Annotated in this window: 18 protein-coding genes; 10 read left to right on the top strand and 8 right to left on the bottom strand. The window is 64.3% G+C overall.

Features of this window, described 5'->3' with window-relative positions; translation table 11 throughout:
• From AK81_RS00290 to AK81_RS00260, 7 genes are all read right to left on the bottom strand, one after another.
• The gene (locus AK81_RS00290; RefSeq protein ID WP_016486198.1) at positions 1 to 1410 is read right to left on the bottom strand and encodes a circularly permuted type 2 ATP-grasp protein; all 1410 of its coding nucleotides are present in this window, start codon (positions 1408 to 1410) and stop codon (positions 1 to 3) included.
• A gap of 436 nt (positions 1411 to 1846) precedes the next feature.
• Positions 1847 to 2218: a RidA family protein gene (locus AK81_RS00285; RefSeq protein ID WP_043195878.1), complete on the bottom strand. Its 372-nt coding sequence runs from the start codon at positions 2216 to 2218 to the stop codon at positions 1847 to 1849.
• A gap of 28 nt (positions 2219 to 2246) precedes the next feature.
• On the bottom strand, positions 2247 to 2942 hold the full coding sequence (locus AK81_RS00280; protein ID WP_043195876.1) for a DUF3726 domain-containing protein: 696 nt from the start codon (positions 2940 to 2942) through the stop codon (positions 2247 to 2249).
• A 2-nt stretch (positions 2943 to 2944) separates the two neighbouring features.
• Complete coding sequence (locus AK81_RS00275) at positions 2945 to 4639, bottom strand: hypothetical protein (protein WP_043195875.1); 1695 nt, start codon at positions 4637 to 4639, stop codon at positions 2945 to 2947.
• 26 nt (positions 4640 to 4665) lie between these two features.
• Positions 4666 to 6216 carry a BCCT family transporter gene (locus AK81_RS00270; RefSeq protein WP_016500203.1) on the bottom strand — a complete coding sequence of 517 codons (1551 nt, stop codon included), beginning with the start codon at positions 6214 to 6216 and terminating at the stop codon, positions 4666 to 4668.
• A gap of 55 nt (positions 6217 to 6271) precedes the next feature.
• Entirely contained in the window at positions 6272 to 7258 is a 987-nt protein-coding gene (locus AK81_RS00265) for a dipeptidase (RefSeq protein ID WP_043195874.1), read from the bottom strand.
• Between the two features lie 13 nt (positions 7259 to 7271).
• Positions 7272 to 8714: an aldehyde dehydrogenase family protein gene (locus tag AK81_RS00260; protein WP_043195872.1), complete on the bottom strand. Its 1443-nt coding sequence runs from the start codon at positions 8712 to 8714 to the stop codon at positions 7272 to 7274.
• A 95-nt stretch (positions 8715 to 8809) separates the two neighbouring features.
• Here AK81_RS00260 and AK81_RS00255 point away from each other — a divergent pair, with 95 nt between their 5' ends.
• Entirely contained in the window at positions 8810 to 9697 is an 888-nt protein-coding gene (locus AK81_RS00255) for a LysR family transcriptional regulator (RefSeq protein ID WP_043195870.1), read from the top strand.
• A 9-nt stretch (positions 9698 to 9706) separates the two neighbouring features.
• On the opposite strand, the gene AK81_RS00250 is transcribed toward AK81_RS00255, so the two are convergent.
• The gene (locus AK81_RS00250) at positions 9707 to 10621 is read right to left on the bottom strand and encodes a LysR family transcriptional regulator (protein WP_043195869.1); all 915 of its coding nucleotides are present in this window, start codon (positions 10619 to 10621) and stop codon (positions 9707 to 9709) included.
• Positions 10622 to 10888: 267 nt separating this feature from the next.
• Between AK81_RS00250 and speB the strand changes: the two genes are divergently transcribed.
• From speB to gcvP, 9 genes are all read left to right on the top strand, one after another.
• Positions 10889 to 11860 (top strand): agmatinase, encoded by a 972-nt coding sequence (gene speB, locus AK81_RS00245; RefSeq protein WP_016486208.1) that lies wholly within the window; start codon positions 10889 to 10891, stop codon positions 11858 to 11860.
• 15 nt (positions 11861 to 11875) lie between these two features.
• Positions 11876 to 13384, top strand: a complete 1509-nt coding sequence (locus tag AK81_RS00240) for an aldehyde dehydrogenase family protein (protein WP_043195867.1) — start codon at positions 11876 to 11878, stop codon at positions 13382 to 13384.
• Positions 13385 to 13480: 96 nt separating this feature from the next.
• Positions 13481 to 13660, top strand: coding sequence for a hypothetical protein (locus tag AK81_RS00235; RefSeq protein WP_043195866.1), 180 nt, complete (start codon positions 13481 to 13483; stop codon positions 13658 to 13660).
• The gene (locus AK81_RS00230; protein WP_043195865.1) at positions 13657 to 15126 is read left to right on the top strand and encodes a purine-cytosine permease family protein; all 1470 of its coding nucleotides are present in this window, start codon (positions 13657 to 13659) and stop codon (positions 15124 to 15126) included. The genes AK81_RS00235 and AK81_RS00230 overlap by 4 nt, the downstream gene beginning before the upstream one ends.
• 4 nt (positions 15127 to 15130) lie before the next feature.
• Positions 15131 to 16819, top strand: a complete 1689-nt coding sequence (gene betA / locus AK81_RS00225) for a choline dehydrogenase (RefSeq protein ID WP_043195864.1) — start codon at positions 15131 to 15133, stop codon at positions 16817 to 16819.
• Positions 16820 to 17263: 444 nt separating this feature from the next.
• Entirely contained in the window at positions 17264 to 18676 is a 1413-nt protein-coding gene (gene cycA, locus AK81_RS00220) for a D-serine/D-alanine/glycine transporter (RefSeq protein WP_043195862.1), read from the top strand.
• 93 nt (positions 18677 to 18769) lie between these two features.
• Positions 18770 to 20305: a sigma-54-dependent transcriptional regulator gene (locus AK81_RS00215; protein ID WP_043195860.1), complete on the top strand. Its 1536-nt coding sequence runs from the start codon at positions 18770 to 18772 to the stop codon at positions 20303 to 20305.
• A gap of 258 nt (positions 20306 to 20563) precedes the next feature.
• Entirely contained in the window at positions 20564 to 20941 is a 378-nt protein-coding gene (gene gcvH / locus AK81_RS00210) for a glycine cleavage system protein GcvH (protein WP_043195858.1), read from the top strand.
• A gap of 15 nt (positions 20942 to 20956) precedes the next feature.
• Positions 20957 to 23827, top strand: coding sequence for an aminomethyl-transferring glycine dehydrogenase (gene gcvP / locus AK81_RS00205; protein WP_043196142.1), 2871 nt, complete (start codon positions 20957 to 20959; stop codon positions 23825 to 23827).
• Positions 23828 to 23880: the final 53 nt, after the last annotated feature.

Genomic DNA, 23880 nt, shown 5'->3' with positions numbered 1-23880 from the left:
TCAGTCCTCTACCACCCAGGTGTCCTTGGTACCGCCGCCCTGCGACGAGTTGACCACCAGCGAGCCTTCCTGCAAGGCCACGCGGGTCAGCCCGCCAGGCACCAGGCGCGTTTCGCTGCCCGAGAGCACGAACGGGCGCAGGTCGATGTGGCGCGGTGCGATGCCGCTGTCGACGAAGGTGGGGCAGGTCGACAGGCACAAGGTGGGTTGCGCGATATAGGCGTGCGGGCGGGCTTTGATACGCGCGCGGAAGTCTTCGATCTGGGCGCTGGTCGATGCCGGCCCCACCAACATGCCATAGCCGCCGGAGCCCTGGGTTTCCTTGACCACCAGTTCGGGCAGGTGGGCCAGGACATGGGACAGGTCTGCGGGCTTGCGGCACTGCCAGGTCGGCACGTTGTTGAGGATCGGCTCTTCGCTCAGGTAGAAACGGATCATGTCGTCCACATACGGGTAGATCGACTTGTCGTCGGCCACGCCTGTGCCGACGGCGTTGGCCAGCACCACGTTGCCGGCGCGGTACACCGAGATCAGCCCCGGTACGCCCAGCGTCGAGTCAGGGTTGAAGGACAGCGGGTCGAGGTAGTCGTCGTCCAGCCGGCGGTAGATCACGTCCACCTGCTGGGGGCCGGCCGTGGTGCGCATGTAGACATGCTCGTCACGCACGAACAGGTCTGCGCCTTCGACCAGCTCGATGCCCATTTCGCGGGCCAGGAAGGCATGCTCGAAGTAGGCACTGTTGAAACGCCCAGGGGTGAGCAGCACGGCGGTGGGGTTGTCCAGCGGGCTGGCGCTCTTCAGCGTGTCCAGCAGCAGGTTGGGGTAGTGGTCGATGGGCGCGATGCGCTGGGCGGCAAACAGTTCGGGGAACAGGCGCATCATCATCTTGCGGTCTTCGAGCATGTAGCTGACGCCGCTGGGGGTACGCAGGTTGTCTTCCAGCACGAAGTAGCTGCCATCGCCGTCACGCACCAGGTCGACACCGGCGATATGGGCATACAGCCCACGGTGCAGGTCCAGGCCCTGCATGGCGATCTGGTAGCCCTCGTTGGCCAGCACTTGTTCTGGCGGGATGATGCCGGCCTTGAGAATGCGCTGGTCGTGGTAGATGTCCTGCAGGAACAGGTTAAGGGCCTGTACCCGCTGGATACAGCCACGCTCGACCGTGCGCCACTCACTGGCGCGGATGCTGCGCGGGATGATATCGAAGGGGATCAGGCGCTCGGTGTCCTGGCTATCGCCGTACAAGGTGAAGGTGATGCCTGCACGGTGAAACAGCAGGTCGGCCTCGCGCCGGCGCTGTTCCAGCAGCTCCAGCGGGGTGTTGGCCAGCCAGCGGGCGAACTCCTGGTAATGCGGGCGGCAACTGCCGTTCGCTTCGTACATTTCATTGAAAAAAGCCCGGGACATACCCACTCCTTGCCGCCGTCGCCGGCAGCTTCATTGCCGTTCATCTACGTTTTTCAGGGTGCTGCCTTGCTGGGGTAAGTGGGTGCTGTGTCTGGCGTGAGCCTCGGTTGCGATGGATTGCCGGTGCGTTGAGCACACACAGCCTTTGCAATGAAGGTGCCGAAAACGCTTGGGTGTGCCGGGAATGCGGGAAATGGGGAGGGCACGACGGATCGCCGCTGTCTGGCTGCTTTGGCCGATGCATCAAAAAAGGGCGGTTTTGATCGGGGTGAGGGTTTTGAACCGAGATGGGGCACAGGCTGGCGCCTGGCGGGGGGAGGCGTGAGGTCTTCCGGGTGCATGTCTTGCGGTCGATGTGGTGCGTATATCGAGCGCCGCGCGGGCGGCGCTCGATCGCACAGACGCTGAAAATCTCCAGACGAGCGCCTCAGGGCCCTCAGAGGCAGGCGTACACCACCAGTTCCACCAGCATTTCTTCGCGTGCCAACCCTGCCACCACGATCGCCGCGCGGTTGGGGTAAGGGGCCTGGAAGTAGTCGGTATACAGGCTGTTGACGGTTGCCAGGTATTTACGGTCTGTCACGTAGATCAGCACCTGGGTCACGGCATCCAGCGAGCTGCCGGCGGCTTCCAACGTATGGCGCAGGTTGTCCAGTGTCTGGCGGGCCTGGGCCTCGATGCCGCCGGCAACCACCTGGCCCTGTGCATCGATGGGGATCTGGGCGGTGTAGAGCGTACCGTTGCCGACCACCGCCCACTCAAGGGGGGCCCTGGAGGCGAACAGCTCGGTCTTGATTGCATATTTCATGGGTTGGGTTCCTGAGTGTTGAGCCGTTTCAGTCGGCATCGCTGCCGCCGCCCGCGCCATGGCGGCGCGAGGCATCGGTGCTTTCGACGAGGATGTGTTCGGCCAGCTGCTTGAGCCGTTGCCAGGTGTGTTCGTTGACCGTAAAGCCTTGCTGCAAGGTGCTCTGCGGGTTGGCTGGCGGCGGTGCGGTCTGGCCAGGCCGGCTGAACAGCACCGTGACGCTCTGCTCGGCCGCCCCAATGGCGCCTGGCCGGGCTTCACTGCGCAGTGCCGGGCGCTGGATGCCGGCGGTAAAGTCGGCCAGATGGCACTGACGGGCGTCCTCCCAGCGGGCTTGCACGTGCAGCCCCTGCACAGCTGCCCGGCTCAGGTAACCCAGCAGCAGCAAGCGGTTGTGGCAGTGGTGGATGCGCAGCTCGGCCTGACCACAGCGCATGGCCTTGGCGGCCGCCAGTTCCACCACTGTCGCGGCGCAGCGCAACACGCTCTGGCCGTTGGCGTCGATCACCAGCAGGGCGTTATCCTCGTGGCTCAGGGTGTACGGCTGGGCAGCTTCGGCTTGCAGGTAGAGCAGGGCCTTTTCCAGCGCACCGAGGCCATCCAGCCCTTGCAGTTGCAGCCAGCCCACCAGCTCGGCGGCATCCTCGCAGTCGCCGGGGGCGAAGCCCATGCCTTCGAATGCCTTGCGGCACATCACCTGTATTTCGTTAAGCGATACGCGCATGGTCAACGCTCCCCTTGCGGCATGACCGCAAAATTCCAGTCGTCTGCGAACGGCTGGCCGATGTCGCTGACCAGTGGAGCGCCCTGGAACAGCGTGATACGCACCCAGCGGCTCGACTTGGGGTCGAACTTGCCCGCGCCGAAAAACGCCAGTTTGCAGCGCAGCAGGTGAATCGGCAGCATGTCCCGTGCCAACAGGTTGGCGCGAATTTCGCCGTAGGTCGTCTGGGCCATGCCTTGCAGGCGGCGCACCGTGCCCTTGAGCGCCGGTTGGGCGATCAGGAAGTGCGCGGTCAACGCCTGGGGCTCCAGCTGCAGGTGCTTCAGCAGTGCGGCGTGGCAGTGCTGGATATTGCGCGCAATGCCCAGCTGCATTTCTTTTTCGGCCCCCGGTTCCTCGGCGCGCATGCCCAGGCGTGGCTCCTCCTTTTCGGCCGAGCGGTACCAGAAGAAGTGCTCGGCATCCACGGCACTGAAGTCGTAGCCCAGCGCCCAGCCGTACTGCTGCTCGATGAGCTGGCGCAATTGCCCGAGGGGCATCTGCGCGTCCAGCTGCCAGCTTTCGTTGACGCCCATATGCTCGGCCAGTGGCGTGACCTGCTCGGGGTACAGCTCCAGCAGCAGGCTTGCCAGCAGTTCCTGGCAGCCCACCCCCGCCTGTGCCTCAGCCCAGGCCAGCAGGCGCGACCAAAGGCCCGCGCCGGTGGCTTGTGCGCCAAGCCAGGTGGTCAGTAAAGCAAGCTCGGCCAAGGTTTGCAGGTTCTGCTCATGCTGGCGCTGGTCTTCGGTGCGGGACTGTTCCAAATGCAGGCGGGCGCGTGCCAGCAGTGCCTGCAGGCGCACCAACCGGTCAGGGGCAGCCGGCTGCGCCAACACCAGGGCCAGGGCGGTTTCCCGGGTGCTGATCCAGCGTTCCACCAGTTGCGGGTGGTTGATCAGGAACGGGGCCATGCCCAACCCGGTCGCGTTGCCAACCCCCAGGTAGCGTTGCAGGGCCGGCGCCAACTGCACTGCCCGCTGCGGGTCGAGTGCCTGGGCCATGTGGTTGATCTGCTCGATGCTGAAGTGGCGCAGCAGGTAGACCGTGAACATCTGCGCGCTGAACGGCTGGTTGAAGTCCGGGTTGTCTTGCAGGCAGCCAAAGTCGGCGATGCCGAACTTGCCGTTGCCGTACACCGCCGTGGTGCGATACAGGTAGCCGACCTCGGCCAACTGGTTTGGGTCGGGCTGTTGCCCCTCCGCCAGCGCCGCCAGGAACCTGTCGAAGTTGCGCAAGCTACGGTTGGCCCGTGACAGCACCAGCACGCGGGCATCGAAGCGGCCAGCCTCCTGCAGCGGCACGTTACGCTGCAAGTCGGCCAGTTGCTCGGCATCGACATCGCCATTCACCAGCACGAAGGTGACGTCCCACTGGTCGGCGATAACCCGGTCGCTGCGTTTTTCCGGCGGCAGGTAGGCCGAGAAGATCACGCAGTGGTAATGGCCATTCGGCGTGTCGATGCGGTAGATCGCGGTGCCGAAGCCTTGGCCGTCAAGGTCGAAGCAGCTGCGCTGGATGTGCCAGTGCTGCTGCATCATCCGCCGCATGCTGCTGCGCACGAAGCTCAGCGGGCTCTGGAAGTGGCTGCCCAGCCGGGCCAGGTCCATGACCTGGCTGGCAGGGCGCAACGCGGGTATTGCAGGCACGTTGTTGGGCATTGTTGTTGTACCTGGATGGATCATGTTCAGACGCCTTGTTCGCGGGCCATGTGCCGGGCGATGCGCACTGCATCCCATAATGCTGGCAGGATCACCAGCGACACCGGTACCGCGGTAATGACAATGAAGGACTGCAGGGCCGTCACGCCGCCTGCGCCGATGGTGATCAGCACCACCGCTGCCAGGCCCATGCCGATGGCCCAGAAACCGCACAGCCATTTTTTCGGTTTATCGTTGCTGGACATCGCCAGCGCCACGGTGAAGGCCATGGCATCGCCATTGGTGGCCACCGAGATGAAGCTCAGGAACAGGAACAGCGCGCTGATCAGGCCACCCAGTGGCAGGTTCTGCGTCACCCCCAGCAGCAGGTCCTCGGGCTGGGTACCGTGGGCTGTGACGATGCCGGGCGTTTGCAGCTCCAGGCCGATACCGGTGCCGCCCACCACGGTGAACCAGAACATGGTCACCAGCGGCGCGATGATCGACAGTGTCATGATGATCTCGCGAATGGTGCGGCCCCGCGAGATCCGCGCGACGTACAGTGCCACCATGGGCGCGTAGCCGATGAACCAGCCCCAGTAGAACACCGTCCACCAGTCCAGCCACTTGGGGTCGGCGCGGAACATCGCCATCGGGATGAAGTGCTCCACATGCAGGGCAAAGGCTGCCGGGAAGCCGCCGAGGATGAACAGCGTCGGCCCGAACACCACCATGAACAGCGCCAGGCCGATCATCAGCCAGACGTTGATCTCGCTGACAAAACGGATGCCTTTGAGGCCCACCAGGCACGAGACGGTGTACATCGCCGTGACCAGGACAATGGTCAGCGACTGGGTGACGATATCGTTGGGCAAGCCCCACACCGCATGCATGGCGCTGCTGATCTGCAGGCCGAGGAAGCCGATCGGGCCGATGGTGCCGGCGACCACGGCGATGATCGAGGTGGCGTCGGCCAGGGTGCCGATCGGGCCTTTGAGCGCCCGCTCGCCGAACAGCGGGTAAAGCAGGGTGCGCGGCGCCAGCGGCAGGCCTTTGTCGTAGTGCAGGTGCATCAGCACGATTGCCAGCAGGCTGCCCAGCACGGCCCAGGCCAGAAAGCCCCAGTGCACGAACGATTGCGCCAGTGCCGCGGTGGCCGCTGCTTCGCTGTGCGGTTGCAGGCCGGCGAACAAGGGGGGCGGGCTGGCAAAGTGCATCATGGGTTCGGCAGCGGCCCAGAAGGCGCCGCCACCTGCCAGCAGGGCGCACATGATCACCGCGATCCAGTTGAAGGTGCTGATGTCCGGGCGCTGGGTGACGCCGCCCAGGCGCACGCGCCCGCACCTGGAAAAGCCGATGAACAGGCTGACGGCAAAGGTCGCCAGCATCAGCACTTGCCAGTAGAGGCCAAAGAACCTGGTCGACCAGGCGAACAGGGTATTGACCAGCGCCGACACACTGTCGATGTCGATCAGTGCCGCCAGCAGGAAGGCGCCGAGGAACCCGCCGCTGATCACGAACAGCGGCCAATCGATGTCGCGTGCCATTGGCAGGCCCATGGCCTGGCCTTCAGCCTGCAGGGTGGTTGGGTTTTTCATGAAGCCTCCGGAACCTGCGATTGTTGTTATTGTTGATGCTGTCCGTGCAAGGGGCTCAGGCCTGTGCCGTGGTGGCAGTCTCCAGCAGGCGCAACCAGTTCAGGCCCATGATGTTGGCCACGTCCTGTTCGGCAAAGCCGCGGGCGCGCAGGCCCTGGGCGATGTTGCCGAAGTCGCGGCTGTCGCGGAACCACTGCAAGGGCGCCGGCCAGTTGGCGTTGTCCTTGGAGCCTTCGCCGTAGTCCTTCTCCTTGCTCCAGCGGCCGTTGCGCATCCATTCCAGCACGGCCAGTGGTTGCGCCTGGCACAGGTCGGTGCCGATGCCGATATGCTCCACGCCCATCAGGTCGGCGGTGCGCGCGACCATGTCGCAGAAGCTTTCCAGGCTGCAGCCCGAGGCACCCTTGAGGTGGAACGGATAGGTACTGAAGCCCAGCAGCCCGCCGGACGCTGCGATCCCGCGCAGCACCGCATCGGACTTGTTGCGCTTGGCGGCGTGGAAGCTGGCCGGGTTGGCGTGGGAGATGATTACCGGTCGGCTCGACAGCTCGATGGCCTCCAGCGTGCTACGTTCGGCACTGTGTGACATGTCGATGAGCATGCCGACGCGGTTCATTTCGGCGATCACCTGGCGCCCGAAGCGGCTGATGCCGTTGTCTTCGCGCTCATAGCAACCGCTGGCCAGCAGGCTTTGGTTGTTGTAGGTCAGCTGCATGACGAATACCCCGAGCTGGCGGAAGACTTCCACCAGGGCGATGTCGTCTTCGATCGGCGAGCAGTTCTGGAAGCCGAAGAAAATCCCCACCCGGCCTTCTTCGTGCGCCAGGCGGATGTCGCTGGCCGTGCGCACCGGGCGGATCAGCTCGGGCCAGGTCTCGAAGCGGCGGTTCCATTCGCCCAGCCGCGACAGGGTTTCGCGGGCGTTCTCGTGGTAGGCGATGGTGGCGTGCACCGCGCTCAGGCCGCCGGCCTGCATCTGCTGGAATATTTCCGGGCTCCAGTTGGAGTACTGCAGGCCGTCGATCATCAAGAGGTCGTGCATGGCGTGTACTCCTTCAGGGCCGCAGGTAGGTGGTCTTGACCACGGTGTAGAAGTCACGGGCGTACTGGCCCTGTTCCCGTGGGCCGAAACTCGAGGCTTTGCGGCCGCCGAACGGCACGTGGTAGTCGGTGCCGGCGGTGGGCAGGTTGACCATCACGCAGCCGGTCTGGGCGCGGCGCTTGAATTGGCTGGCGTGGCGCAGCGACTGGGTGATGATGCCGGCAGTAAGGCCGTATTCGTTGTCGTTGAGCGTGGCCAGCGCCTCTTCGAAGTCGCGCACGCGGATCACGCAGGCGATGGGGCCGAACACTTCCTCGCGGTTGATGCGCATGTCGTTGCGGCTGTCGATGAACAGCGCCGGGCGCATGTAGTAGCCGTCGCTTCCCAGTTGCAGGCGTTCGCCACCTTCGATCAGGGTGGCGCCTTCGGCCTGGGCCAACTGCAGGTAGGCCAGGTTCTGTTCCAGCTGGCGCGCGTCGGCCACCGGGCCGATCTGCACGCCGGCCTCCAGGGCATGGCCGACCTTGAGCTGGCGCATGCGCACACGCAGGGCCTCGACGAAACGGTCGTGGATGGCGTCGCACACAATCAGCCGTGACGACGCGGTGCACTTCTGCCCGGTGCCGAAGAAGGCGCCGTTGAGCGCGCATTCCACGGCCAGTTCAAGGTCGGCGTCGTCCATGACCACCAGGGCATTCTTGCTGCCCATTTCCAGCTGGCAGCGCACCAGGTTACCTGCGGTGGCGACCGCCGCACGCCGGCCAGTCTGCAGCGAACCGGTGAACGTCAGGGCATCGATGTCGGCGGACTGCACCAGGGCCTCGCCGACATCGGCGCCGCTGCCCATCACCAGGTTGAAGGTACCGTTGGGCAAGCCCTGGCGGCTGATGATCTCGGTGAGTGCCCAGGCACTGGCCGGCACCAGGTTGGCCGGCTTGAACACCACGGCGTTGCCGAAGGCCAGGGCCGGGGCGATTTTCCAGGCGGCGGTGGCCATGGGGAAGTTCCATGGGGTGATGATGCCCACCACACCCACCGGTTCGCGATGCACTTCGATATCTACCCCGGCGCGCACCGAGGCGGCGGTCTCGCCCATCTGGCGCAGTACTTCGGCGGCGTAGTAATGGAAGAACTGGCCGCTGCGGTTGACCTCGCCGATGCCTTCGGCCAGGGGCTTGCCTTCTTCGCGCGACAGCAGTTCGCCGAGCTCTTCCTTGCGGGCAATCAGTTCGTCGCCAATGGCCATCAGGATTTGCTGGCGGGCTTCCAGGCCGCTGGCGGCCCACAGCGGTTGTGCGGTGCGGGCGGCCTGGATGGCCTGGCGAGCATGTTCGGCGCTGGCCTGATGGTACTGGCCGATCAGGTCGCCGGTGTCCGAGGGGCTGTAGTTGCCCAGGGTGGTGGTGCCTTCGCACCACTGGCCATCAATGTAGTTGTTGTAGGTCTTGTGTGACATGGATGAACGCCTCTGTTTGCATGGCATTCATCATGCGAGCAATATGCAGCAAATAAAAATTAATAAAAAAAATGCTTTGATAAGGAATGCTAACCATGTTGCCCGAGCTGAAGATCGCCCAGTTGCGCTACTTCGTACTGGTTGCCGAACTCAAGAGCTTCCATGCGGCCGCCCGCCAGGCCTTTCGCACCCAGCCGGCGATATCCCTGGCCGTGCGTGAACTGGAGCAGAAGCTGGGCCAGGCATTGGTCGAGAAGGGCGGGGGCCGGGCAGAGCTGACGCCCTTCGGCGAGCATTGCCTGCCGTTGTTTCGCGGCTTGATCGAGCACCATGACCGTATCGCCCGTGAAGCCACGCTGCTTGCCCGGCATGAAATCGGCCAGGTCAGCATCGCCACCGTGCCTTCGGTGGCCAGCCGCATGCTGCCAGGGCCGCTGGCCCGCTTTGTGGCCGCGCACCCGAACGTGCAGGTGAGTATCCAGGATGGCACCGCCGAACGTGTGCAGCAGCTGCTGGCGCAAGGGCAGGTGGACTTCGGCATCAGCAGCCTGTGGATGGACGATGAACAGCTCGAATTTGCCCCGATCGTGAACGATCAGGTGGGCGTGGTGTGCCGTCGTGACCACCCATTGGCGCAGTCGGGTGATCCGCTGCACTGGGCGCAGTTGCAGGGCGTGCCGATGATCCGCAATGGCACCTCGCAACTGCTGGCAGGCACCGAGGCGGAGGGTTTGCTGACGCACAGCCGGCTGTTCATCTCCAACATGATTTCGTTGATCGCCATGCTGGAGGAGGGGGTGGGGATCAGCACCTTGCCGTACCTGGCCTTTCCGCAGGAGAACGACAAGCTGGCGTTCGTACCGCTTGTCGAGCCCAAGGTAGAACGACACATCGGCATGCTCACCCGCAAGGGGCGCAGCTTGTCACCTGCGGCGGGGGCATTGATGGCGTTTTTGCAGGTGCAGCTGGCGCAAGCCGGCTGAGCCTGCGGCTCATGGCACCGCGGGCTGGCTGGTGCAGGCCGCCATGTCTTCGAGGAAGGCCTGCAGGATGGGCGGGCGCGACACACCGCGCCGGGTCACCACCTCGAAGGGTGAGCTGAGGTCCAGGGTGCTGGCCCCCAGGCGGCGCATTTCGCCCGTCTTGACCCACTGCTCGGCAAAGTGCACGGGCAAAAAACCGATGTAGGCGCCGGAAATGATCAGGATCGCCGCTGCCTCGATGTTCTCCACCGTTGCGTCGGCCTTGGTGATGCCCAGTTGCTCCAGGTCGTACTGCTGCATATAGCCACGCACCACGATACGGCTCTGGCGCACGTCTTCCATCAGCCGGCCGTTGGCCGCATTGCTGGCGAACAGCGGGTGGCGCCGGCCACAGTAAAGCCCCAGGGCCTCGTCATACAGCGGCAGGTAGGACAAGCCCGCTACCCGCAACGGGAAGTGGCCGATGGCCAGGTGCAGCCTGCCATCCAGCACGCGCTCTTCGAGTTCTGCCGGGGCACCGATGTAAATGTGCAGGTGCGCATCGTGCCCGCGTGAAACAAAGCGCTGGGTGGTGCGCGGCAGTGGCGAGACGGGGTCGGTCAGGGTCGAGTCGATGATGCCCAGGTTGAGCTTGCCGCTGATGTGCTGCTTGAGCACGTCGGCGTCCAGGCAAAAGCTCTCCACGGCACTGAGCAGGCGCAGGGTTGCCTCATGGATCGCCACCCCTTGCTCGGTCAGGCGAAAGCCGCTGCGCCCGCGTTGGCACAGCTTGACCCCCAGGCGGGTTTCCAGGTGCGTCATCTGTTCGCTGATGGTCGACTGACCGGCATTGAGTGCCGCCTGCGCGGCAGAAAAGCCGCCGCACCTGACGATAGTGGTGAATACCCTGAGCAGCTTCAGGTCGACATCGTGGAGCTGGATCACCGTAGTCTCCCGGCCGGGCCTCACATCGCCCGTGCTGATATGAGCGCCCGTGCATTGTTCTTGTTGCGCAAGCTAACCATGAGTGCCTGGCCGCTGCAATGCCTGGCGTTGTCCGCCCACGTTGGCTTCGGATACATCGGAAGGGGCGATGTATGTATCTGCACTTGCGCATTTTTCCCTGCCCCCGTGGTTGCCATAGTGGCTGCAACGGGGGTCGAGCAGTCGCCCCGTCTCCTGACATAAAACAAGAAGTGGAGAAACCAGAACATGGCAAAACACGGTTACGAGTCCGGCCGCCTGAACCTGCCCTTCGTGGGCCATTGCACGTTCGCCAAGGCGCCGGTGTGCACCGACTGGGAGGCTATCGACGCCGACGTGGCGATTTTGGGCGCACCCAACGACATGGGCACCCAGTGGCGTTCAGGGGCGCGTTTCGGGCCGCGTGGCATTCGCGAGGCATCCACCCTGTTTTCCTTCGGCCATGCCGGTGCCTACGACTTCGAGGATGACGCCACCTACCTGACCGAAGACCAGGTGCGCATGGTCGATGTGGGCGATGCCGACATCGTGCACACCGACATGGTCAGCAGCAACGCCAACATCGAGGCGGCCGTGCGGCAGATCCTCGCAGCCGGCGCCATGCCGGTGGTACTGGGCGGTGACCATTCGGTGCATGCCCCGGTGATCAAGGCGTTCGAAGGCCATGGGCCGATCCACATCGTGCATTTCGATGCCCACCTGGATTTTGTCGACGAGCGCCATGGCGTGCGCTACGGCCACGGCAGCCCACTGCGCCGCGCCTCGGAGCTGGACCACATCGTCGGCATGACCCAGATGGGCATCCGCAACGTGTCGTCATCCAACCGCGACGACTACGACGCCGCTCGCGAGGCCGGCTCGCAGATTCTTTCGGTGCGTGACGTTCGCCGCCTGGGCTGTGAAGGCGTGCTGGCGAAAATCCCGGAAGGGCGCAACTACTACATCACCATCGACATCGACGGCTTCGACCCGTCCATCGCCCCGGGCACCGGCACGCCGAGCCATGGCGGCTTCCTTTACTACGAAGTGCTGGAAATCATCCAGGCGCTGGCCAAGCGCAGCCACGGCCGCATTGTCGGCATGGACCTGGTCGAAGTGGCCCCGGCCTACGACCCCACCGGCATGACCTCGATCCTTGCCGCACAACTGCTGATGAACAGCATCGGCTTCATCTTCCACGCGCGCGCCAAAGCCCGCTGACCCGGAGACTGTACTGTGGACAACAAGGTAAAAGCCTATTTGCAGGCCTTCGGTGTCAGCGAGGCGACCCAGCGCTTTCTCAGCAAGCCGCAGCGCATGTTCATCGGGGGTGCCTGGCTGGAGGCCAGCGACGGCGGCAGCGCCGAGGTGGTCGAGCCCTCTACCGAAGGGGTACTGACGCGCATCCCCATGGGCACCGCAGATGACCTCGACCGTGCCGTGCGCGCCGCCCGTGCGCAGTTCGATGGTGGCCCCTGGCGCCAGCTGAAACCGCTGGAGCGCGAACGCCTGATCCATCGCCTGGCCGACCTGATCGAAACCCACGGCGACGAACTGGCGCAGATCGAAGCCATCGACATGGGCAAGTCGGTGGTGCAGGCGCGTGCTGTGGACATTCAGGGCACGGTCGACACCCTGCGCTATTTCGCCGGTTGGGCCAGCAAGATTCATGGCCGCACCGTCGAGCCTTCGCTGCCAGGCAACTACCTGGCATACACCCGCAAGGAAGCGGTAGGGGTGGTCGGCGCCATCGTGCCGTGGAACTTCCCGCTGCAAACCATGGCCTGGAAACTGGGCGCAGCGCTGGCCACCGGCTGCACCGTGGTGGTCAAGCCGGCGGAGCTGACCTCGCTGTCGGCACTGCGCTTCGCCGAACTGGTACAGGCGGCAGGCATTCCCGACGGGGTGGTGAACATCGTGACCGGACGCGGCAGCGTGGTCGGCCAGGCGATGTCCTGCCACCCTGGCATCGACAAGCTGAGCTTTACTGGCTCTACCCCGGTGGGTTGTACGGTGGGCAAGACGGCGATGGACCAGATGAAGCGCCTCACCCTCGAACTGGGCGGCAAGTCGCCGGTGATCGTGTTTGCCGACGCGGACATCGAAGCGGCGGCGCAAGCCGTGGCCAACGGCGTATTCTTCAATTCAGGGCAAGTGTGCGACGCCGGTACCCGTGCTTACATCGAGCGCAGTGTCTACCCGGCATTCCTTGACGCGCTGGCGCGCTATACGGCGACCTTGAAGATTGCTCCGGGGCTCGACCCCGACTGTTTCATCAGCCCCATGGTGTCGCAGCAACAGCAGCAGCGGGTGCTGGACTACATCGCCCTGGGCAAGGCCGAAGGCGCGCAGGTGCACTATGGCGGCGAGCCGCTGGACGGCCCGGGCTTCTACGTGCAGCCGACGATCTTCGCCCACTGCCGCAACGACATGCGCATCGTCAGCGAGGAAATCTTCGGCCCGGTGCTGGTCACCCAGCCGTTCGATACCCAGGAGCAGGCACTGGCCCTGGCCAACGACTCGCTGTTCGGCCTGGCCGCGGCGATCTACTCCAACGACCTGGGCAGGGTGCACGGGCTGATCCCGCAGTTGCGCGCCGGCACCGTGTACGTCAACGCCCACAGCACCCTCGACCCGGCCATGCCGTTCGGTGGCTACAAGCAGTCGGGCTATGGCAAGGACCTGGGCGCGGAACAACTGGAGTTTCTGCTGGAGACCAAGGCGGTCTGGATCACCTTGCCCTGAGGTTCAGGGCCTGTCTGCGTCGCTGAGGTTTGGCGAGCGACGCAGGTTCAATCAAGCATCGAATTTCAAGAACAAGAACCTGTCGAGGTGATGCCGATGAACAGCCAAGTGGATGTGGAGCGTGCGCAGGACCTGGAGAGGCGCCTGTGCGCCTACGAGGAGTTGGAGAAGAGGGCGCAGTGGCCGGGCGCATTGACGGCGGCTGACCTGGCCGCACTGGCCTTGCTGGTGCTGGTGATGATCGCTGGCGCGTACTACCTGGGAGGCCAGCCATGAGCGCCTCCCGCGAGCAGGAGTTTCGCCTGGGTGCGGAACGTGGCGACACCCCCTTGCTACCCGGTGAGCGGGTATGGGGCTTCTGGGGCTTTGCCTACGCCAACTCGGCGCTGGCGGTGGCCACCTGGGTGTTCCTGATCGGCGGCGCCACGGCGCTGTTCGTCGGGCCCTTGCAAGGGATTGCGGCGATCATCATCGGCAACATCATCGGCGTGGTGCTGGCTGCCTCGTCCACTTGCCTGCCCTGTGGCAAGTACGGCGTCGAGCAGTTCACCTTCCTGCGCAGCATGTTCGGCCTCAATGGCAGCCGCCTGGTCTACTTCCTTTCGGTGGTGGTGCTGACCATGGGGTGGCTGGCGGTGCTGGGGTTGATGTGCGGGCGGGCGCTGGACAACCTCGAGACCCTGGTACAACAGCGCCAGCCCGGCGCAGACGGTTGGCTGGTAACCGCCGGGGCCTTGCTGGCCATAGTGCTGGCGGCGCTGGTTGCCATGCGCGGGCCGGACATGATCCGCCGCCTGAGTGCGGTGATCGCACCCAGCCTGATCCTGATCATGCTGGCGCTGATGTACTTCATTTCCCGCCGCTACAGCTTCGACGAACTGCTGGCCATGCCGCCCTTGCAGCCGCCGTTCGAAAACCCGCACGTCAACTTCATGGTGGCGGTGGAAATCAACATTGCTGCGGGCTTTTCCTGGTGGCCCTACATCGGCAACCTGTCGCGCCTGTGCAGCAACCAGCGTACGGCCTTCTGGCCCAACCTGGTGGGCATCTTCGGCGCCGCCTCGCTGGGTGAGTCGGTCAGCCTGTTCGCGGCCACTACTTTGGGCAGCAGCGACCCCACGGCGTGGATGCGCCTGGCCGGTGGCATGGGGTTCGGAATCATCGCCTTGAGTTTCCTGGCGCTGGCCAACCTGACGGGCATGGTCAACATCCTCTACACCGCAGTGATCGGCTTGCGCCAGCTGGCAGGCGAACGCCTGCGCAGTGTGGGTTGGGGGGTGTTGATCGCGCTGTTCTGCATCATCCCGGTGGTCATCGTGGTGTTGCTGCCGGGTATCTACGATGGCTTCTTCATCTTTTTGGTGTGGACCTCCGCGCTCAACAGCGCCCTGGCCGGTATCGGTATTGCCGATTACTTCTTCCTGCGCAAGCAGCGCCTGAACCTGCGCCATATCTACGCCGAACAACACGGGTCGCCCCTGCGCTACTGCAAAGGTTTCAACCCCATCGCACTGGTGGCGCTGGTGGCGGGCTTTGCGGTCTACGTGGTGGTGTTCAACCCGCAAACCCTGGCCCATACCGACTTCTTCACCTTCGCCACGGCCTCGCTACCGTCCTGCCTGCTGGCTGGGCTGGTGCACTACGGCCTGACCCGGCTGCTGGCAGCACGCCTGGGTTGGGGCGGCTACCCAAAGCGTAACGAACGCAACATCGAGGCCGTTGGCCTTCGCGCACAGGACTAGAACAATGACCAAGCGATACGACTACATCATCATCGGTGCGGGCTCGGCTGGCTGCGTGTTGGCCAACCGCCTCAGCGAAGACGCCGGCACCTCGGTACTGGTACTGGAGTTCGGCGGCAGTGACCGCAGCGTGCTGATCCAGATGCCCAGTGCGTTCTCCTTGCCGATGAACACCAAAAAATACAACTGGCACTACGAGACCGTGGCCGAGCCGCACCTGGACAACCGGCGCCTGCACTGCCCACGGGGCAAGGTGCTGGGCGGTTCGTCGTCGATCAATGGCCTGGTGTACATCCGTGGCCATGCCTGTGACTTCGATGAGTGGGAAAGCCTGGGCGCGAAGAACTGGAGCTACCGCAATTGCCTGCCGTACTTCAAACGTGCCGAGCAGTACAAGTTCGGTGGCGATGATTACCGGGGCGGGGCGGGGCCGCTGTCCACCAACAACGGCAACAACATGCAGAACCCGCTGTACGGCGCCTGGGTTGAAGCCGGTGCCGAGGCCGGCTACATCAAGACCGACGACTGCAACGGCTACATGCAGGAGGGCTTTGGTGCCATGCACATGACGGTGAAGGACGGCGTGCGCTGGTCCACCGCCAATGCCTACCTGCGCCCGGCCATGAGCCGACCGAACCTGACCGTGGTCACCCATGCCATGACCCGGCGCATCTTGCTGGAGGGCAAGCGGGCGGTGGGTGTGGAATATGACCAGGGCGGGCAGACGCACAAGGTCATGTGCAACCGCGAGGTGCTGGTGGCGTCTGGCCCGATCGGTTCGCCGCACTTGCTGCAGCGCTCCGGCATCGGCCCGGCTGCGGTGCTGAAAAGCGCCGGTATCGAGGTGCGCCACGACCTGCCAGGGGTGGGCGAGAACCTGCAGGACCACTCGGAAATCTACATCCAGTATGCGTGCAAGGAGCCGGTAACCCTCAACGGCAAGATGAACCTGCTGGGCAAGGCCCTGATCGGCTTGCGCTGGCTGCTGTTCAAGGACGGCCTGGGGGCCAGCAACCACTTCGAGGCGGGCGGCTTCATCCGCTCGTCCAAGGGCCTGCGCTGGCCGGACATTCAGTTTCACTTCCTGCCGGCGGCGATGCGCTACGACGGCGACAAACCGTTCAAGGGGCATGGCTTCATGGTGCTGACCGGGCCCAACAAGCCCAAGAGCCGGGGCCATGTGCGGGCGTTGTCGGCCGACCCGTACCAGCACCCGCAAATCCGCTTCAACTACCTGGCGAGCGAAGAGGACCGGGAGGGCTTTCGCCGCTGTGTACGGCTGACCCGCGAGATCATCGCCCAGCCGGCCATGGACCGTTACCGCGGCGAAGAGCTGGCGCCGGGGCCGCAGGTGCAGACCGACGAAGAAATCGACGCCTTCGTGCGCGCCAACATGGAAAGCACCATGCATCCGTGCGGCTCGTGCCGCATGGGTGAGGATGACATGGCGGTGGTCGATTCGACGCTGCGTGTACGCGGTTTGCAGGGGCTGCGGGTCATCGACTCATCGGTGTTCCCGAGCGAGCCCAATGGCAACCTCAACGCGCCGACCATCATGCTGGCCGAGCGCGCTGCCGACCTGGTGCGCGGGCGGCAGCCGCTGGCACCGGCTGATGTGCCGGTTGGCCTGGTGGAGGGCTGGGAGGAGCAACAACGTAGCCGCAAGCCAGTGCGCGAGATGCCTGTCCGTTAACTAGCCGGCTGACGCGGTCCCCTGTAGGAGCGGCCTTGTGTCGCGATCGGGCTGCACAGCAGCCCCGGGATTTCAGCGCAGAAGCACAAATCGCCGGGGCTGCTTTGCAGCCCGATCGCGACACGAGGCCGCTCCTACACGGACCGCGTCAGCTTGGCGGACTGAATGCGCTCCATTGGAATGATTTCGATACATGCCGGGCAAGTACAGCGCTGGCGATGCCTCGGGCAGCGCAAAGGCCTGATTGACACAAACACATGGAGTGACTTCTTTACAGCCGGTACAGCCCTTTTTCGCAAGAACCCCTCTAACTCGCGGTATTTGCGCTTGGCACAGACCTTGCTCCCCACCTTGCACTCGCTCGGCACTGAACGTTGTTCATCCGGTCCCGAGGGTTGAACTTGTGACGTTATAAAAACAATTAAACTAGCAAGGTACATAACAATGAATAACTTGCCGCACGGTCACTGCCCGCCTGAAGGTGACGCACACGAACTCAAACGCAACCTGTCCAACCGCCATATCCAGCTGATCGCCATCGGCACCGGCCTGTTCATGGGCTCTGGCAAGACCATCAGCCTGGCTGGGCCTTCCATCATCTTTGTCTACATGATCATCGGCTTCATGCTGTTCTTCGTCATGCGCGCAATGGGCGAGCTGTTGCTGTCCAACTTGCAATACAAATCGTTCATCGACTTTGCTACCGACCTGCTGGGGCCGTGGGCGGGGTTCTTTACCGGCTGGACCTACTGGTTCTGCTGGATTGTCACCGGCATTGCCGATGTGATTGCCATTTCTGCCTATACACAATTCTGGTTCCCGGACATGCCGTTGTGGATACCGGCGCTGACCTGCGTCGGGCTGTTGCTTTCGCTGAACCTGATGACGGTCAAGATGTTTGGTGAAATGGAGTTCTGGTTCGCCATGATCAAGATCGTGGCCATTTGCGCGCTGGTCTGCACCGGCTTCTACATGGTGGCGGCGGCTTACCAGTCCCCGGCCGGGCATGCTGCAGCGCTGGCCAACCTGTGGAACGACGGCGGGATGTTCCCCCACGGCGCCATGGGCTTCTTCGCGGGCTTTCAGATTGCGGTGTTCGCCTTCGTCGGCATCGAGCTGGTGGGCACCACGGCGGCCGAAACCAAGAACCCGGAGCGCAACCTGCCACGGGCGATCAACTCGATTCCGGTGCGCATCATCGTTTTTTATGTGCTGGCGCTGATCGCCATCATGGCCGTTACCCCGTGGCGTGAAGTGGTGGCCAACAAGAGCCCCTTCGTCGAGTTGTTCGTGCTGGCCGGCCTGCCGGCAGCCGCAGGCATCATCAACTTCGTGGTACTGACCTCGGCCATGTCGTCGGCCAACAGTGGCGTGTTCTCGACCAGCCGCATGCTTTACGGCCTGGCGATGGATGGCGATGCGCCTGGCAAGTTCGGTGCACTGTCCAGCCGTGCCGTGCCCTCCAATGGCCTGATCTTCTCGTGTGTGTGCCTGACCGGCGGGGCGCTGGTGATCTACCTGGTGCCGAACATGCTCGATGCCTTCACCCTGATTACCACGGTATCGGCACTGCTGTTCATGTTTGTCTGGTCGATCATCCTGCTGTCGTACCTGGCGTACCGCAAGCAGCGCGACCCGCTGCACCAGGCGTCGAAGTACAAGATGCCGGGCGGCACCGTGATGTGCCGGGTATGCCTGGCGTTCTTCGCCTTCATCCTGGCATTGCTGGCCCTGGAGGCCGACACCCGCATGGCGTTGTACCTGGTGCCGGTGTGGTTTGCCGTGCTGGGCCTGGCGTACCGTTCAATTCGCCAGAAAAAACAGGCGACAGCGCAGTTGTCGTTTGACGCTGACTGACCGGCACATTCATGTGTTGCCCAAGGGGACGGCGCGCTGCGCTGTCCCCTTGTTGTCTTTTTGCCAAGCAGGGATTTGGGCTGAGGAGCTTAGATGAGAATCCACGTCAACTTTGTCGACCGCGTCGGCATCACTCAGGAAATCCTGTCGCTGCTCGGGGCGCGCAACCTCAACCTGGACGCGGTGGAAATGATCCCGCCCAACGTCTACATCGATGCCCCGACGCTGTCCCCGGTCGTGCTGGATGAACTGTATGCCGCCCTGTTGGGGCTGGACGGCGTGCAGGAGGTATCGCTGGTCGACTTCCTGCCCGGCCACCGCCGGCGCTTGCAGCTGGAGGCGCTGCTGGCCGCCATGAGCGACCCGGTGCTGGCGGTGGACCCCACTGGCCATGTGCTGCTGGCCAACCCGACGCTGGTCAGCCTGGTGGGCCACGAGCCGGCGGGCGAGCCGTTGAGCAAACTGTTTGCCGAGCCGAACCTGGCGCAGAACCTGATCGACAAGGGCTTTCGCCTGCCCATGTGCGAGGTGAGCTTTCAGGACCAGTCCCTGCTGCTGGAGGCCACGCCCATCAGCGGCGGCGCCGAAGGCCTGGTAGGGGGCTTGCTGACCCTGTACCCGCCCAGCCGCATCGGCGAGCGCCTGGCCTCGCTGCTGCATGACAACGGTGAAGGGTTGGGGGCGTTGCTGGGCGAGTCGGCCGCGCTGCAGGCGCTAAAGGCGCGCTTGCACAAAGTGGCCAGCCTGGAGGCGCCGTTGCTGATCCAGGGCGAGACCGGCACGGGCAAGGAGCTGGTGGCCCGTGCCTGCCATGCGCTCAGTGCCCGGCGCGATACGTCATTCCTGGCGCTGAACTGCGCGGCGCTGCCCGAAAGCCTGGCCGAAAGCGAGCTGTTCGGCTACGCAGCCGGTGCCTTTACCGGCGCCCAGCGCGGTGGCAAGCCGGGCCTGTTGGAACTGGCCGATGGCGGTACGGTGTTTCTCGATGAAGTGGGCGAGATGTCGCCCTACCTGCAGGCCAAGTTGCTGCGCTTTCTCAACGACGGCAGTTTTCGCCGGGTGGGGGGTGGCAACGAGGTGCGGGTGAATGTGCGGGTGGTCTGTGCCACCCACCGCAACCTGGAAAACATGGTGCTGGAGGGCAGTTTTCGCGAAGACCTGTACTACCGGCTGAACGTGCTCAACCTGAAGGTGCCGCCCCTCCGCGAGCGCGGCAAGGACATTTTGCTGCTGGCCGAACACTTCCTGCGCCAGGCCTGTGCGCAAATACAGCGCTCACCCTGCCGCCTGGCGCTGGCCACCCATCCGCTGCTGCTGGGCAATCGCTGGTCAGGCAATGTGCGCCAGTTGCAGAACGTGATTTTCCGCGCAGCAGCCATCAGCGAAGGCGAGGTGATCGACTGCGACGACCTGGAACTGGCCGGCACCGCATTGAGCAGCCAGCAGGCCGACGGGGCAGAAATCGTCAGCCTGGAGGCGGCCGTGCAGGCCTTTGAAAAGGCCTTGCTGGAGAACTTGTACGAGAGCTACCCCTCGACCCGGCAACTGGCCGTGCGGCTGCAGACTTCCCACACGGCCATCGGCCAGCGCCTGCGCAAGTACGGCATCGCCAGCCGGGTCTCGCAGTAGTTCCGGTTCGAATGCGCTCCACTGGAGTGATTGCGCTCCGTTTTGCTGTGGAGCCCGCATCCAGTGGCCAGCCCTGCGAGCTTTGATCGCCGGGCGCTGGCGGTGGAGCGAATACGCTCCGGTTCAGGTACTTCGAGATGTTTGGTGATTGCTCATAACATACTGATAAATATAGAAAATACTGAGTTGGCATTGCCCTTGCTCTTGTCTCTTGCAGTCCCGCACAGGGACCCACCCGATAACAAGAGAGGAACGTCCATGAGCACTCTGCGTTTTACGCCCGAACACGAATGGCTGCGTCTGGAAGCGACCGGCGAGCTGACCGTCGGCATCACCAGCTATGCCCAGCAGGCGCTGGGTGACGTGGTGTTCGTGCAACTGCCGGAGCCTGGCGAGTACGGGGAGGGCAATGAAGTGGCGGTGCTCGAGTCGGTAAAGGCCGCCAGCAACATCACCATGCCCGTGAAAGGCACGGTGGTGGCAGTCAACCAGGCACTGGCCGACGACCCTGAGCTGATCAACGCCTCGCCGATGCAGGACGGCTGGTTCTTCCGTATCCAGGCCAGCAACCTTGCCGAGCTCGACACCCTGATGGACCAGGACGGCTACGACCGCTTCCTGGCCGACAACGCCTGAACCGGGGTGGCCGCCATGAACAACCCGTGTATCCCGCTGGGCACCGTTGATGAGTTCGTCGCCCGTCACATTGGCCCCCGCGAAGGCGATATCGAGGCCATGCTGGCGCTGACCGGCCATGATTCGCTCGACGCGCTGATCGACAGCGTCATCCCCGCCAGTATCAAGGGCAGCAGTGTGCTCGCGCTGACCCCGGGGCAGGGCGAAGCAGAGGCGCTGGCCGCACTCAAGGCGATTGCCGCGCGCAATCAGCTGTATCGCAACCACATCGGCCAGGGCTATTACCCTTGCCATACCCCGGCCCCGATCCTGCGCAACCTGCTGGAGAACCCGGCCTGGTACACCGCTTACACGCCGTACCAGCCGGAGATTTCCCAAGGCCGCCTGGAAGCACTGCTGAACTTCCAGACCCTGGTCAGCGACTTGACCGGTATGCAAATCGCCAACGCCTCGTTGCTTGATGAAGCCACCGCTGCCGCCGAGGCCATGACCTTCTGCAAGCGCCTGGCAAAGAACAAGGCCCCGGCGTTCTTTGCTTCCCGCCATTGCCACCCGCAAACCCTCGATGTCTTGCTTACCCGTGCGCAGCCACTGGGTATCGAGGTGGTCATCGGTGATGAGGCGGCGCTGGAGGGCCAACCCCTGGACGGCTATTTCGGCCTGCTGTTGCAGTACCCGGCCAGTACCGGTGCAATTGTCGATCACCGCGCCCTGGTGCAGCGCGCCCATGCAGCGGGCGCGCTGGTTTCGGTATCCGCAGACCTGCTGGCCCTGACCTTGCTGGCGCCCCCGGGGGAGTGGGGCGCCGACGTGGTCATCGGCAGTGCCCAGCGCTTTGGTGTGCCACTGGGTTTCGGTGGCCCGCATGCGGCGTACTTTGCCACCCGCGACGCGTTCAAGCGCGACATGCCCGGCCGCCTGGTCGGCGTGTCCATCGACCGCTTCGGCAAACCGGCACTGCGCCTGGCCATGCAGACGCGCGAGCAACATATCCGCCGCGAGAAAGCCACCAGCAACATCTGCACCGCACAAGTACTGCTGGCCAACATCGCCAGCATGTATGCGGTTTACCACGGCCCCCAAGGCCTGGCACAGATCGCCCGGCGGGTGCACCGCCTGACGGCGATCCTGGTGCAGGGGTTGCGCCAGCTTGGGCATCAGGTCCAACAGGCGCACTTCTTCGACACCGTCAGCGTGGTCACCGCTAGGCCGTTGGCCGATGTGCTGGCGGCGGCCAACGCTGCCCGGTTGAACCTGCGCCTGATCGATGATGTGCGGGTAGGCGTGGCGCTGGATGAAACCTGCGAGCAGGCGAGCGTCGAGGCCCTGTGGCAGGTGTTCGCGGGCGCCGGGCAGGCGCTTCCGGACTTCGCGGCTTTGGCTGCCGACGGTGCCGATTGCCTGCCGTCGATGCTGCTGCGTGACACGCCTTTCCTGCAGCACCCGGTGTTCAACCGTTACCACTCCGAAACCGAGCTGATGCGCTACCTGCGTCGCCTGGGCGACAAGGACCTGGCCCTGGACCGCAGCATGATCGCCTTGGGCTCGTGCACCATGAAGCTCAACGCCGCCAGCGAGATGATCCCGATCACCTGGCCCGAGTTCGGCGCCCTGCACCCGTTCGCCCCGACCAGCCAATCGCTGGGCTACCGGCAACTGACCGATGAGCTGGAGGCCATGCTGTGTGCGGCCACCGGGTATGACGCGATGTCGTTGCAGCCCAACGCCGGGTCCCAGGGCGAGTACGCCGGCCTGTTGGCCATACGCGCCTACCACGCCAGCCGTGGCGAGGCCGGGCGTGATGTGTGCCTGATTCCGTCGTCGGCCCATGGCACCAACCCGGCCACGGCGCAGATGGCCGGCATGCAGGTGGTGGTGGTCAACTGCGATGAGCGCGGCAATGTCGATGTCGCCGACCTGCAGCGCAAGGCCGAGCAACACAAGGCCACGCTGGCGGCCTTGATGATTACCTACCCGTCGACCCACGGTGTATTCGAAGACGGTATCACCCGCATCTGCGACATCATTCATGCATGCGGCGGCCAGGTGTACCTGGACGGCGCCAACATGAACGCCATGGTCGGGCTGTGTGCGCCCGGCAAGTTCGGTGGCGATGTCTCGCACCTGAACCTGCACAAGACCTTCTGCATTCCCCACGGCGGTGGTGGCCCCGGTGTCGGCCCGATCGGCGTCAAGGCGCACCTGGCGCCGTTCCTGCCGGGGCATGGCCACCTGCAAAACGCGCAGGGCGCCGTCAGTGCGGCGCCGTATGGCAGTGCCAGTATCTTGCCGATCACCTGGATGTACATCCGCATGATGGGCGGGGCAGGGCTCAAGCGTGCCTCGCAGCTGGCGATCCTCAGCGCCAACTACATTGCCCGGCGCCTGGAGGAGCACTACCCGGTGCTGTACACCGGCGAGAACGGCCTGGTGGCCCACGAGTGCATTCTTGACCTGCGCCCGCTCAAAGACAGCAGCGGCATTGGCGTCGAGGATGTGGCCAAACGGCTGATCGACTTTGGCTTCCATGCCCCGACCATGTCCTTCCCGGTGGCCGGCACGCTGATGGTCGAGCCGACCGAGAGCGAGTCCAAGGAGGAACTGGACCGCTTCTGCGCCGCGATGATCTGCATCCGCGAAGAAATCCGCGCGGTGGAAAACGGCACCCTGGACAAACTCGACAACCCGTTGAAGAACGCCCCGCACACCGCCAGCGAACTGGTTGGTGAATGGGCCCACAGCTATAGCCGGGAACTGGCGGTGTACCCGCTTGCCGACCTGCGCGAGAGCAAGTACTGGCCGCCGGTGGGGCGCGTGGACAACGTCTACGGCGACCGCAACCTGGCCTGCGCCTGCCCGCCGCTGTCCAGCTATCAAGACGCCTGACCCTGCTGGCCCGGAGCCGCTCCGGGCCGTATCTGCCGACCGAACAATCAAGG

Origin of the sequence: Pseudomonas putida W15Oct28, from assembly GCF_000708715.2 — a bacterium.
In the GTDB taxonomy this organism is placed as follows: Bacteria; Pseudomonadota; Gammaproteobacteria; order Pseudomonadales; family Pseudomonadaceae; genus Aquipseudomonas; species Aquipseudomonas putida_R.
Note: the sequence above shows the minus strand (reverse complement) of the source record. Positions and strands in the feature narration are given on the sequence as shown.

Coding starts and splice junctions, on each gene's coding strand:
- AK81_RS00235 (WP_043195866.1), top strand. CDS start 13,481: ATGAACAGCCAAGTGGATGTGGAGCGTGCGCAGGACCTGGAGAGGCGC.
- speB (WP_016486208.1), top strand. CDS start 10,889: ATGGCAAAACACGGTTACGAGTCCGGCCGCCTGAACCTGCCCTTCGTG.
- AK81_RS00230 (WP_043195865.1), top strand. CDS start 13,657: ATGAGCGCCTCCCGCGAGCAGGAGTTTCGCCTGGGTGCGGAACGTGGC.
- AK81_RS00255 (WP_043195870.1), top strand. CDS start 8,810: ATGTTGCCCGAGCTGAAGATCGCCCAGTTGCGCTACTTCGTACTGGTT.
- cycA (WP_043195862.1), top strand. CDS start 17,264: ATGAATAACTTGCCGCACGGTCACTGCCCGCCTGAAGGTGACGCACAC.
- betA (WP_043195864.1), top strand. CDS start 15,131: ATGACCAAGCGATACGACTACATCATCATCGGTGCGGGCTCGGCTGGC.
- AK81_RS00260 (WP_043195872.1), bottom strand. CDS start 8,714: ATGTCACACAAGACCTACAACAACTACATTGATGGCCAGTGGTGCGAA.
- AK81_RS00290 (WP_016486198.1), bottom strand. CDS start 1,410: ATGTCCCGGGCTTTTTTCAATGAAATGTACGAAGCGAACGGCAGTTGC.
- AK81_RS00285 (WP_043195878.1), bottom strand. CDS start 2,218: ATGAAATATGCAATCAAGACCGAGCTGTTCGCCTCCAGGGCCCCCCTT.
- AK81_RS00275 (WP_043195875.1), bottom strand. CDS start 4,639: ATGCCCAACAACGTGCCTGCAATACCCGCGTTGCGCCCTGCCAGCCAG.
- AK81_RS00270 (WP_016500203.1), bottom strand. CDS start 6,216: ATGAAAAACCCAACCACCCTGCAGGCTGAAGGCCAGGCCATGGGCCTG.
- gcvH (WP_043195858.1), top strand. CDS start 20,564: ATGAGCACTCTGCGTTTTACGCCCGAACACGAATGGCTGCGTCTGGAA.
- AK81_RS00215 (WP_043195860.1), top strand. CDS start 18,770: ATGAGAATCCACGTCAACTTTGTCGACCGCGTCGGCATCACTCAGGAA.
- gcvP (WP_043196142.1), top strand. CDS start 20,957: ATGAACAACCCGTGTATCCCGCTGGGCACCGTTGATGAGTTCGTCGCC.
- AK81_RS00280 (WP_043195876.1), bottom strand. CDS start 2,942: ATGCGCGTATCGCTTAACGAAATACAGGTGATGTGCCGCAAGGCATTC.
- AK81_RS00265 (WP_043195874.1), bottom strand. CDS start 7,258: ATGCACGACCTCTTGATGATCGACGGCCTGCAGTACTCCAACTGGAGC.